The organism is Hyphomonas johnsonii MHS-2, assembly GCF_000685275.1.
Taxonomy (GTDB): domain Bacteria; phylum Pseudomonadota; class Alphaproteobacteria; order Caulobacterales; family Hyphomonadaceae; genus Hyphomonas; species Hyphomonas johnsonii.
This window is the reverse complement of the sequence record NZ_ARYK01000009.1, coordinates 1-11,982: the sequence shown is the minus strand read 5'-3', so window position 1 is coordinate 11,982 and position 11,982 is coordinate 1. Positions and strand designations below refer to the sequence as shown.

The following is an 11,982-nucleotide window of genomic DNA, read 5'->3' as shown; positions in this document are numbered from 1 at the left end:
ATTTGTCGCAGCGGCTGGCGCCTGACGGCCGGATACCTGGAATCGCTTGAACGCGGCGGACTGGCGCAGGAATGCATTGCGCCTCCCGCATCACGCGGCGCGACCGCTCGGTCCCGCATGCGGATACCAGACCCGCACAGCCCAAGCCCTGCGTAAAATATCGTTTGTTTTCAGGCCACTGAGCCGGGCAGAGAAAATACCCTGGTGCGGTCAAGAGGACTCGAACCTCCACGGGTTGCCCCACAGCGACCTCAACGCTGCGCGTCTACCAATTCCGCCATGACCGCACACTGGTCTCATAGAGGCAGACGGGCCGTATAAGGCGCGCGCAAACCTTTGTGAAGCCCCGATTACCGCCTATATGCCACTTGCAATGCAGAAACTTCCCGCCATCGACTGGGCCGTATCCGATGCCCCCGTGCCCTACGCGGCAGCCGTTGCCGTCATGGAGGCCCGCGCACGGGCGATCCACGAGGGCAGCGCCCGCGAAATGGTCTGGTTCCTCGAGCACCCGCCGCTCTACACCTCCGGCACGTCCGCCAAGCCTGAAGACCTCAAGGATCCGGGCCGCTTTCCCGTGTTCGATGCCGGGCGGGGCGGCCAGTACACCTATCACGGCCCCGGCCAGCGGGTGGCGTATGTCATGCTGAATGTCGGTGCCCGCGGGCGTGACGTGCGGGCTTTCGTGCAGAATCTCGAGGCCTGGATCATCGCCGCGCTGGCGGCGTTCAATGTCGAGGCAGGCACCCGTGATGGCCGCGTCGGCGTATGGGTTGACCGGACCCGGGCTGGCGGGCCGCTGCGCGAGGACAAGATCGCCGCGATCGGCGTGCGCCTGAAGCGCTGGGTCAGCTATCACGGCATTTCGCTGAACGTGGAGCCTGACCTGGAGCACTTCTCCGGAATCACGCCCTGCGGCATCGCCGACCCGCGCTATGGCGTGACCAGCCTGGTTGACCTGGGCGTACCGGCGAGCCTGGCGGACGCCGACATTGCCCTCAGGGACGCCTTCGAGCAGGTTTTCGCCAGTTCGCTTGAGCCCGTGCCCTGCCCGCTTCAGACCGCCTGATAGGGCCGGCCCTCGATCTGTTCTTCAGGAATGTCGCTGCCGGTGCGGAACGTGCCGACGCCGCCATTCGGAATCCGCGCCACGTAGAGCAGCGTCCACAGCATCACGCAGAACGACGCCAGCATCCAGATCGGGATCGCCATGCCGAGTCCCGTGCCAAGCGCCATCTCCATCGCAGTCTGCGGCTCTGACGGTGGCCCATGGCGCTGTGGGGCTGCCTTTGCGTCGGGGTTCGCTTTCGCTGCCGCCTCGGCTTCCTTGCGGGCCGCTTCGGCCTTGACCGGGTCTGAAGCAATCTCGCGCTCGGCAGCCGCCTTGGCCGCCATGGCCTCGTGCTGCCCGATGCCAAGGGCAGCGCCGCCTGCAAAGGCGCCAAGCCCGAGCAGCAAGGGAACCAGCACCACGGCCGCCAGCAGGGTCGACCGGCGCGCCTCGGCAAAGCGGCGCATGTGCGCCACGAAGGACGTGAACTCGGTGACCAGGACGAACACGACAAATGGCAGCAGCATCGCCGGCACGGGAATGGCGCCCAGCTTGACCGGCTCGTTCAGGGCTGCGGTCTGGAAGCCCGCAATGCCGAGTATGGCGACCACGACGGTCGGCACGATGTAAAGGAGGACGCGGCCGAGGAACATGAATGTCCAGGCCCGGCTGAAATGCAGCTTGGTCGTCTCGCCGAACGGATTGAACAGGGTTTCGAGCCACTTCATCTCGCCCGGATCATCGCGCTTGTCGGCAATCCAGGGGCGGTGCGGGTCAATCAGCGTATGCGTGTCGTGCATCTCGGGCATGTCCTCGGCAGGGGCGTCAGGAATAGGTGTTGGCCTGGTCCGGCCCGTTCGGCGGGGGACCGTAGCGGTTGGTGGAAGGATCGGATGGCAGGCGCCCGGCGATCAGGCCAAGCGTGCCGCTGGCCAGCAGGAACGACACCAGCGTCGTGACCACGGACTCGCGGGCAAGCTCTGCGGCATTCTTCGCGATTTCCTCGAAGGCCGCAGCGAAATCGCCAGCTTCGGCCAGCTTCTCGAAATCGCCCCGCATCGCCAGCGCGTCGGGCGACAGGATCGGCATCAGCAGGGCGCTGAAAACGGTCGAGACAACGAAATATCCCACCAGGAAGGCAAGATACAGCCATGCGCTCTGCCCGGCATCATGCAGCCGCTTGCCGAAGACGCAGACATAGGAAAACACAATCGCCCATTGCAGCACCCCGAAAGCGGGCGACACCAGCGCCAGGAGAATCTGGATGATCATCATCGCACCCGTCAACAGGATCAGGCCCTGGCCGAACTCGCGCGGGCCAATACGTCCATTCGGATTGAACAGGACAGTCTTGATGTCCATCGGGCGAAATCTCCTGCGGCCGCGCACAAGCGCTGCCTTGTTTGGCGTGTTATGCGGTCCTTATCAATAAACGATAAAACCATGCAAGAAAAAAGAGCCGGAGGACCGCCTCCGGCTCCTTTGATAGGATCAAACGGCCATCGCGTTCGGATTCACTCGAATGTGGCCGTTCCGGCGCCAGCACCCATCGGTTCACCATACTGGTTCGGGCCGGGCGTCGACTTGAACAGGCTCATCACGAACCCGACAATGCCGGTCACCAGGGCCGTCGTCACGATGTTCGGCAGCAACTGGGCTTGCGACATCTTTTTCGTGTGCTCCATCGTGAAGGCCATCATCGCCCTCGGATCATTGCTCGACGAAATATCTTCCATGTCACTGACCATTTGCGCCTGCATCTCAGCCATGTTCACGCCGAACAGCGCCGGCAGGATCATGCTCAGGACGATCGATACCACGATCGCGAGCACAACCATCGCGATCGTGATCCAGCCTGTCATGTCTGCATCATGGAACCGCTTCACGTGGATCGCGATCCAAGGCCAGACGAAGACGATGCCCAGCATGCCGAGGATTGGCGATACGTAGGCGGAAATAATACTTAGCAATGCGCTGATCGCAAACAGGATCATCACCCCGCGCCAGTAAGTCGGCTGGTCGATACGCCCGTTCGGGCTGAGAAATAGATTCATGCTGTCCTCCCTGAGTTTCCAGTCCGGGGACGATAGCTGTGTTTGCGCAGCGCTTCCAGTGGAAACCGGGCTTCAGGCGAACTCGACCATGATCGCGTCGGCCGCAACGCTTTCGCCGGCCTTTACATTGATTGCCTTCACCGTTCCGGTCGCATCTGCACGGATGATGTTCTGCATCTTCATCGCCTCGACGACGCAGACCGCTTCGCCTTCCTGCACTTCCTGGCCAAGGACGACGTCCATCGACACGACAAGGCCCGGCATCGGCGAGATGACCAGTTTCGACGTGTCCGGCTTTTCCTTTACCGGCAGGCGCGCATGCAGGTCGGCAACCTGCGGTGTACAGACGAGCGCCCGCAGGGCGACGCCGCGATGGCGGAACAGGTACCCTTCCGTGCGGTCGGCAAACTTCACTGCGAATGGCTTGCCGTCCAACACGCCTTCGACAAGGTGCTGGCCGGGATGCCAGTCGGTGACCAGCGCGTGCGGCTTGCCGCCATTGATGGTGATATGCGCGTCACCATCCTCGCCGAGTTCAAGATGCACCGGGTGATGGTTGTCTCCCAGTATCACGACCCAGTCCTCACGGGCGGTCGGCACCGGCGACATGCGACCCGACACCATCTGGGCGCGGCGCGAGACGAACCCGTGGACATAGGCCGCAGACGCGATCAGCTGGGTTTCCTGCAACTTCGTGGGTTCGACACCGCGGAAGCCGTCAGGGAACTCGTCCTTGATATAGGCCGTGGTAATGTTGCCGGAGCGGAACCGCTTCTCGTCCATCACGGCAGCGATGAACGGGATGTTGTCCTGGATGCCTTCGATGTAGAACCGGTCGAGCGCGGCGGCCTGGGTGTCCAGCGCCGTGTCGCGATCCTTGCCGTGCGTGATCAGCTTGGCAATCATCGGATCGTAGAACATCGAAATCTCGTCGCCTTCGCGCACGCCGCTGTCCATGCGGACCGTGCCGTTGCCGAGCTTTCCTTCGGCGGGCGGGCTGAAGCGCTTGAGGCGCCCGATCGAGGGCAGGAAGTTCCGATACGGATCTTCCGCATACACACGGGTCTCCACGGCCCAGCCATTGATCTTGAGGTCCGACTGCCTGATCTTCAGTTTCTCGCCATAGGCCGACAGCAGCATCTGCTCGACCAGGTCGACCCCCGAAATCATCTCCGTGACCGGGTGCTCCACCTGCAGGCGGGTATTCATCTCGAGGAAGTAGAACCCCTTGTCCTTGCCCGACACGACGAACTCGACCGTGCCGGCGCTGTCATAGTTGACGGCCTTGGACAGCGCCACGGCCTGTTCGCCCATCTTCTTGCGCGTCTCGGGGTCGAGCAGCGGCGAAGGCGCTTCCTCGATGACCTTCTGGTTGCGGCGCTGGATCGAGCACTCGCGCTCGAACAGGTAGACGCAATTGCCATGCTTGTCGCCCAGCACCTGGATCTCGATGTGGCGCGGATCGAGGATGAACTTCTCGATGAACACGCGGTCGTCGCCGAACGAGGATTTCGCCTCGGCCTTCACCGCCGGGAAGCCCTCTTCGACTTCCTTGTCATTGGCCGCCACGCGGATGCCCTTGCCGCCACCGCCGGCCGAGGCCTTGATCATCACCGGATAGCCGATCTCCTTCGAAATCTTCACCGCCTCTTTCGTGCTCTCGATCAGGCCCATGTGGCCCGGCACGGTCGAGACGCCGGCTTCGGCGGCGAGTTTCTTGGAACTGATCTTGTCGCCCATCGCCTCGATGGCGTGCGCGTTCGGGCCGATCCAGCCAATGCCTTCCTTTTCCAGCCGTTTGGCGAAGGCGGGGTTCTCGGACAGGAAGCCGAACCCCGGATGGATCGCCTCGGCGCCGGTCTGCTTGACCGCATCGATGATCTTGTCGGCAACGAGGTAGGATTCAGAAGCGGCTGACCCGCCGATATAGACCGTCTCGTCGGCCATTTCGACGGCCATCGAGCCTGCATCGGCGTCGGAATAGACAACCACCGTTTTCACGCCGAGACGGCGGCAAGTCTTGATGACGCGGACGGCAATTTCGCCCCGGTTGGCAATCAGAATTTTCTTGAACATCTCACCCCTGGCCTGGCTGGCAAATCATTGTGGCCCCGCAGTTAAGCGGCCTTCGCCCGCTTGTCTACACTACCGAAACGTCAAGCCGCTTGCCACCGCCACCCGATTATGTTAATGAGCGCTCACATTCAAATTGCGAGCCCAGCCATGCCTGCCATCCGACTCGACCTTGAAGCCCTCACCCGGTCCGGCCAGATTTCCCCGGACGAGGCCCGGCGCCTGAAGGCCCTGGCCCTGCCGGACCACAAGGGCAGCCTGCTGGTGAATATCCTTCTGATCTTCGGTGCGCTGGCGGTTGCCGCCGGCACCATTGCACTCGTTCCCAATGCCGCCACGGGCCTCGTCCTGGCGCTGCTGGCACTCGCCGGCGCCGAGACGCTGCGCCGGATCGACGGGGATGCGTCGCTGAAAGTCCTCGGCGCGGGCCTCGCAATCATGGGCGCAATGGGGATTGCCGGCTGGATCGGCTGGGAATTCCGCGAGGTCGACAGCGCCTATCCCGCGCTCGCCATCGCCGCGGCGCTGGGCGCCGCCGCATTGTGGTTCCGGTCAGCCTTCCTGGCCGCGCCGGCCGTCCTCGCCCTTGGCGCAACGCTCGGCTCCGGCACAGGCTACTGGCACGCCAGCTATGCCATTTTTGTCGAGGAACCGACCTTCACGATCATCGTGTTCGGTGCGCTCGCAGGCGCGATCTATGCCCTGCGCCCCAGGATCGCAGCGGCCTGCGCCCTCGTGACGACGGTTGCCGCCCGCACAGCCGTGTTCATGGTGAATTTCGCCTTCTGGGTCGGCTCGCTCTGGGGCGACCGCCTCGGCGAGCACTGGCTGGCGCCACGCGACTGGTCGGATCGTCACGACTGGCGCGAGTCGGCGCTGCAGGTGCCCGAAGCCGTCTTCAGTCTCGGTTGGGCCGCGTTCCTGGTCGCCGTGATTTTCCGTGCGCGCCGCGGCGGCTTCCTGTCGGTCACATCGATCGTCTTCCTGGCGATCCACGGGTATACGCAATATTTCGAGGTGCTCGGCGCCAATGCGACAACGCTGCTGATCGGCGGGGTCGTGCTTGTGGCGCTGGCCGTCGGCGGCACCCGCGCCTTCGTGGCCCGGCGGACCTGATCAGGTCGCCGCTGCCAGCCCCTGTGTCAGGCCGGGGGCCTCCACCTTCAGGAAATCGATCAGCGTCCGCTCTGCCAGGCTGATATTCGCGTCCGGGCCGACACGGCGGAGGAACCAGTCGGCCTCACCGTCTTCTGCGAGATCGATGTCGCCATTCGCCCAGCGCTGCGCCGTGCGCCGCGCAAAGGCCGCCTTGATGGAATTCCGGCTGATCGCCTCGAACCAGGCACCTTCATCAAACGCCGGTGTCAACGCCTCGAAGAACGTGCCCGGCTCCGGCCGGAGGTCGCCAAGACAGGTTTCACGGGCCAGCAGGCGCTGCGCTGCGGCAGGGTCGGGATGCGCCCGCGCAACAAGGTGATTCGATATGGCGCGTGCGAACAGGTCGTTCCACGAGGGATCATTCAGCGCGAAGGCAACGGAATCATTGGTCTGCACCAGAATCTCCGCTTCGCTTCCTGTCACCCACATGGGTTGGTCGGTGGCCGGCACAATGAGGGCCCGGCGGACACGTTCGACATCTTCGCGCGACGCCGCGCCAGCCGCAGTGATGCGCGCGCAGGCCGCCTGCAGGACGAACCGGCCGAGCCGTTCGGACGCCCCTTCAGCATAGCGGATCACCTGGAGCAGCAGGTCGACTTCCGAGGCAAGCGGCGCTTCGCCGTCACGCGAGACGTGATCGATCAGCCACATGGCATCCTCGTCGCTCACCCAGTGCTTCGGTTCGGTATTCGACAGGACGTGGTCCTTGATCGCGGCGACGAACAGGCGGTCCCAGATCACGTTCGTGCCGGCCAGCGTGCGGTTGATCGCAAACAGGCCATCGGCGTCGCTCAGGCAACGTACGCCAGCCCGGTAAAGCTCCGCGCCAAGCCGCTGGGCGTCGCTCTCCGACACCTTCACGACGCTCGTGATCTGCGCGATAAGGCCTTCGAACCCCTGATCCATGCGCTCAACCTCTTCTTGCGCATCCTGTTTATTCCACAACAGTTTCCGCATGGTTGACAAAACCGCATCCAATTTGAACCTGCCCGCTGCTTGACTTTACGTCAGGGCAAGCTTCTTCAAGGCATTCGGGACAGGAGACATCATCACATGGCAGACCAACGCGACCTTTCCGGGCGGATCGCCCTCGTCACAGGTTCGGCAACCGGCCTTGGCCGCTCGATCGCGCTGAAGCTGGCTGAACGTGGCGCCGACGTGATCATCAATTGCAGCCGCTCGGTCGAAGATGCCGAAGTCACTGTCAGCGACTGCCAGGCGCTCGGTGCGCAGGCCCGCCTTGTCCAGGCGGACGTCTCGACCGAAGCCGGGTGCGCAACGCTGGCCGAGGCCGCCGCCACGCACGGCCGGCTGGATATTCTCGTCAACAATGCCGGGATCACGCGCCACGCCCGCGACCATTCAGACCTGAATGCACTCTCCCGCGACGATTTCCTCGCCACCTATGCCGTCAACGTCGTCGGCCCTTTCCTGGTGATGCAGGCCTGCCGCGACCTGCTCGTCGCCAGCCATGCCCAGTCGGGCCGGGCCGCCGCCGTGCTCAATGTCTCGTCGATTGCCGGTGTCACCGGCATCGGCTCCTCGGTCGCCTATGCGGCAACGAAGGGCGCGCTCAACACGATGACGCTGTCGCTCGCCCGCGCGCTGGCACCGGCCATCCGGGTCAACGCCATCTGTCCCGGCTTCATCGGCACGCGCTGGTTCAAGGACACGATGGACGCTGACCAGTACGCGCGCATGGAGGCGGGCGTCGCGGCATCCGTGCCACTGAACGTGGCCAGCGGACCGGACGATGTCGCCGATTCTGCCGTGTTTTTCCTGACCGACGCCTCGCGCCATGTCACCGGCGAGACGCTGCTCGTGGACGCCGGCATGCACCTTGGTTACGCACCGCTTGTCGCCCGCTGAGTTTTGTTGAAGCCGCACAAAGCGCGGGCAACACCCCGGCAAGCGTGCCCAAAAGGCTGGCGTTCGGCCCTCAGTCAGTTGACCCTGTGATTTTTGTTTCTGCCCGGCCCGCAACCCGGGCAACCCTCGGTCTTGCGCTCCATCGGGGAGTGGAATTCAAGCGGGGTATACACAATGAAACTCAAGGTATCACGAGCGGGGGTCGCCCTGGCTGCACTCCTTGCGGTCGCCGGCACGGCTGCGGCTGAAGGCGAATGGTCAGGCAATGTCGCGCTTACCAGCGACTATGTCTGGCGCGGGATTTCGCAAACGAACGAGGACCCGGCCATTTCGGGCGGTTTCGACTATTCGAACGGCATCTTCTACGCCGGCACATGGGCGTCGAACGTGGATTTCGGGGACAGCTCGGACACCAACCTGGAAGCTGACTTCTACGGCGGCATCGCCAGCGAGTTTGCCAATGGCGTGACCTGGGACGTCGGCGTCATCTATTACGCCTATCCGGATGCCGACGATGAAGACCTCGACTTCGTCGAGCTGCAAGCCGCACTCGGCTACGAATTCGAAGGCGGCGTGGGCGTCGGCGGCGCGGTCTTCTGGGATCCCGACAATGAAAGCGTCTATGTCCAGGGTACCGCAAGCTACGGCTTCACCGAGGCCTTCGCGGCTGACGTGAGCGTCGGCAATTACAGCTTCGACGGCGGTGGCGACTATACCAACTGGTCGCTCGGCGGCACCTACAGCCTCCCGATCGGCATTGATGTCGACCTGCGCTATTGGGGCACCGATGTCGATGACGTCGACATTGCCGACGAACGGGTCGTCCTGACCCTCTCGAAAAGCCTCTAGGCCGAAATTATCTCCACCCGGACTGGGCGTGGACGTGATTGCCCTCCTCCATGCACAGCACCGTGAAGGCCGCCAATCCGAAATGGATTTGGCGGCCTTTGTAATTTTGCCGCAATCACCCTAGATTTAAGCGATACGGACAATTCAGCCCCCCGGGAGACTCAGACCACGCATGGCCGCAGAACTGACGCCCGTCGAAGCCCTGATTCCCGCAATCACACTTCTCGGCTTCGGCGCGTCGGCTGCGCTGGCGTCCAAGGCCATGCGCCTCAGCCCGATCGTCGGCTACCTGCTGGTCGGCATCCTGATCGGCCCCGGCGTCCTTGGCCTGATCGAGATCAGCAGCGCCACCCACCTGCTGGCCGAACTCGGCGTCGTCTTCCTCCTGTTCGACATCGGCATGCACGTCTCGCTGCGTGAGCTGAACGAGAGCCGCCGCGATCTCCTGCGCCTGGCGCCGCTGCACCTGTTCCTGACCGGCCTGATCAGCGCCGCCGCCCTCGCCATGAGCGGGGTCGACTGGCCCATCGCCATCGCTGTCGGTCTCAGCCTCGGCCTGTCCTCCACGGCCGTCGTGGCGCGGATCCTGACCGAGCGGGAGCAGAATTCCTGCCCGATCGGCCGTTCGGCCACGCATGTCCTGATCTTCCAGGACATCGTCGCCATCTTCCTGATGATCTTTGCCAGCTCCCTCGGCAGCGAAGAGGTCGGGGCACAGGGCCTCGCGGGCCTGGTCTCCGATCTCCTGCTGGGTGGCGGGGATGTGCCCCTGGCGGTCGCCCTTGGCCTGTCGCTGGTGCAGACGGTGATTGCCTTCGGCGCTGCCCTGCTGGTCGGCAAGTACCTGATCAACCCGGTCTTCCGCACCCTTGTCGCCACCCGCAATGACGAGGCTTTCACGGCCTTCACCCTGCTGCTGGTCCTGGCGGCTGCCTGTGCCACGGCGGTGATCGGCCTGTCGCTGACGCTGGGCGCCTTCCTGGCCGGCCTCGCCGTATCGGGCACGCCATTCCGCCACCAGGTGCAGACCGAGATGGGCCCGTTCCGCGGCCTGCTGCTGTCCTTCTTCTTCATCAGCGTCGGGCTCTCCATCGACGTGCCCGCCCTGATGTCCCACCTCGGGCTGGTCCTTCTCGGCGCAGTCGGCATCCTCGTGGTCAAGACGGCGCTCGGATACGTCGCCGCCCGCGTCAACAGCTGGAGCGTCCCGGGCGCCACGCAGATGGCCTTCCTGCTGGCGCAGGGCTCGGAATTCACCCTCGTCGTCCTGTCGCTCGGCGCCATCGTGGCCGGCATCTCGTCCGGCCTGATGAGCAGCATTGTCGCCGCGGTCGCCCTGTCGCTGGCGCTCGCGCCCAGCTGGGCAGGCCTCGGCGTGCGCCTCTCGCGCCGCCTCGCCGAGCGCAGCAAGACAGCCGTCGAGACGGCCCCCGCCGGCGTCACCGACCGCCCGGTCATCGTCATCGGCATGTCGTCCGCCGGTCGCCTGGCCATTGACGCCCTCGTCGACCACCACATCCCCTATATCGCCCTTGAGGGAGACCCGGACCGCTTCCTCGCGGCGGTCGCCGATGGCTACAAGGTGTCCTTTGGCGACGCGTCCAACATGAAACTGGTCGAGGCCGTCGGCGGCAGCAATGCACGCGCCGTCGTGCTCGGCTTCGCGCGTTACGAAGTCTCCCGGGAGGTCACCCCGACCATCACGCGCCGCTTCCCGGACCTCCAGCGCTTCGTCGCCGTCGACAATCGCCTCGATCTGGAACGCTATCTCGATATCGGCGTGCGCGCCCACCTCGCGGGCGGCCAGCCCAAGGGAATCGAAATGGTTGCCGACATCCTGTTGACGCTCGACGTGCCCGAACCCGAAGTCCGCGAGTGGATGGAAGAAGAAGCCGAACGCTTCGCCATTGGCGACGCCTCCAGCGGCGAGGAAAAAATCGACGTCGACGAGATTGTCGGGGAAGCTGCCTGACACAGGCTGGAATTTCGCGTATCCCGGGTTTATAGGCATTCCTTGCCGCGAGGAGAGCGATCATGCGCATAGGCGTTCCAACGGAAATCAAGAAACAGGAATCCCGTGTCGGTCTGACACCGGAAAGCGTCAGCGAACTCACGCGCGCCGGCCACGAGGTCAACGTCCAGTCCGGCGCCGGGCTCGGGTCGGGCTTCCCGAACGAGGCGTACACCCTTGTCGGCGCAAAAATCCTGCCCGATGCCGATATCGTCTTCGCTGCCAGCGAACTGATCGTGAAGGTCAAGGAGCCCCAGCCCGAAGAAACGGCGCGCCTCACCCCCGCCCACACCCTCTTCACCTACCTCCACCTGGCGCCAGACCCCGTCCAGGCCGCCGGCCTGATGAAGTCCGGCTGCCTCGCCATCGCCTACGAGACCGTGACCGACGATGACGGCGGCCTGCCGCTGCTCCGCCCGATGAGCCAGGTGGCTGGCCGCATGTCGATGCAGGTCGCGGCCTGGGCCCTGATGCGCACGACGCGCGGACGCGGCATCCTGCTCGGCGGCGTGCCCGGCGTGGCTCCATCGAAAGTCATCATTATCGGCGGCGGCGTCTCCGGCACCCACGCGGCGGAAATCGCGGTCGGCATGCGCGCCGATGTCACCATCTTCGACCGCGACAATAACCGCCTCGCCGAACTGGACGAACAGTTCCGCGGCTCGGTGAAGACCATGTATTCCACCGCCCACAGCCTCGCTGAAGCCGTCAAGGAAGCCGACCTCGTGATCGGCGCCGTGCTGATCCCCGGCGCGTCCGCCCCCAAGCTGGTCTCGCGCGCGCAGCTTTCGACCATGAAGCCGGGCGCCGTGCTGGTCGACATCGCCATCGACCAGGGCGGGTGCTTCGAAACCAGCCATGCCACCACGCACGAAGACCCGATCTACGACGTCGACGGCATCCTGCATTATTGCGTC

General features: G+C 64.3%; 11 protein-coding genes and 1 tRNA gene. 6 read left to right on the top strand and 6 right to left on the bottom strand.

Annotated elements, in window-relative coordinates:
- Positions 1–202 precede the first annotated feature (202 nt).
- Positions 203–287: transfer RNA gene (locus HJO_RS15035), tRNA-Leu, on the bottom strand.
- An 86-nt stretch (positions 288–373) separates the two neighbouring features.
- On the opposite strand from HJO_RS15035, the gene lipB reads away from it, so the two are divergent.
- Positions 374–1,069 carry a lipoyl(octanoyl) transferase LipB gene (gene lipB, locus HJO_RS15030; protein WP_035618519.1) on the top strand — a complete coding sequence of 232 codons (696 nt, stop codon included), beginning with the start codon at positions 374–376 and terminating at the stop codon, positions 1,067–1,069.
- On the opposite strand, the gene HJO_RS15025 is transcribed toward lipB, so the two are convergent.
- The 4 genes from HJO_RS15025 to HJO_RS15010 form a co-directional block, all read right to left on the bottom strand.
- Complete coding sequence (locus HJO_RS15025; RefSeq protein ID WP_156945726.1) at positions 1,057–1,851, bottom strand: hypothetical protein; 795 nt, start codon at positions 1,849–1,851, stop codon at positions 1,057–1,059. The genes lipB and HJO_RS15025 overlap by 13 nt on opposite strands.
- 25 nt (positions 1,852–1,876) lie before the next feature.
- On the bottom strand, positions 1,877–2,413 hold the full coding sequence (locus tag HJO_RS15020; RefSeq protein WP_035618512.1) for a DUF805 domain-containing protein: 537 nt from the start codon (positions 2,411–2,413) through the stop codon (positions 1,877–1,879).
- A 152-nt stretch (positions 2,414–2,565) separates the two neighbouring features.
- Positions 2,566–3,105, bottom strand: coding sequence for a DUF805 domain-containing protein (locus HJO_RS15015; RefSeq protein WP_084142069.1), 540 nt, complete (start codon positions 3,103–3,105; stop codon positions 2,566–2,568).
- A 72-nt stretch (positions 3,106–3,177) separates the two neighbouring features.
- The gene (locus HJO_RS15010; RefSeq protein WP_035618499.1) at positions 3,178–5,181 is read right to left on the bottom strand and encodes an acetyl-CoA carboxylase biotin carboxylase subunit; all 2,004 of its coding nucleotides are present in this window, start codon (positions 5,179–5,181) and stop codon (positions 3,178–3,180) included.
- Between the two features lie 147 nt (positions 5,182–5,328).
- Between HJO_RS15010 and HJO_RS15005 the strand changes: the two genes are divergently transcribed.
- The gene (locus tag HJO_RS15005; protein ID WP_035618498.1) at positions 5,329–6,294 is read left to right on the top strand and encodes a hypothetical protein; all 966 of its coding nucleotides are present in this window, start codon (positions 5,329–5,331) and stop codon (positions 6,292–6,294) included.
- On the opposite strand, the gene HJO_RS15000 is transcribed toward HJO_RS15005, so the two are convergent.
- Positions 6,295–7,242 carry a hypothetical protein gene (locus HJO_RS15000; RefSeq protein ID WP_156945723.1) on the bottom strand — a complete coding sequence of 316 codons (948 nt, stop codon included), beginning with the start codon at positions 7,240–7,242 and terminating at the stop codon, positions 6,295–6,297.
- Positions 7,243–7,389: 147 nt separating this feature from the next.
- Here HJO_RS15000 and HJO_RS14995 point away from each other — a divergent pair, with 147 nt between their 5' ends.
- The 4 genes from HJO_RS14995 to ald all read left to right on the top strand — a co-directional run.
- A complete protein-coding gene (locus tag HJO_RS14995) occupies positions 7,390–8,205 on the top strand; it encodes an SDR family NAD(P)-dependent oxidoreductase (protein ID WP_051618673.1) in 816 nt (271 codons plus the stop codon).
- A 174-nt stretch (positions 8,206–8,379) separates the two neighbouring features.
- Positions 8,380–9,054, top strand: coding sequence for a TorF family putative porin (locus HJO_RS14990; protein WP_035618491.1), 675 nt, complete (start codon positions 8,380–8,382; stop codon positions 9,052–9,054).
- Positions 9,055–9,226: 172 nt separating this feature from the next.
- Positions 9,227–11,026 carry a cation:proton antiporter domain-containing protein gene (locus tag HJO_RS14985; protein WP_051618672.1) on the top strand — a complete coding sequence of 600 codons (1,800 nt, stop codon included), beginning with the start codon at positions 9,227–9,229 and terminating at the stop codon, positions 11,024–11,026.
- A 62-nt stretch (positions 11,027–11,088) separates the two neighbouring features.
- Positions 11,089–11,982: alanine dehydrogenase (ald, locus tag HJO_RS14980; RefSeq protein ID WP_035618490.1), on the top strand; the 894-nt coding region annotated here is incomplete at its 3' end.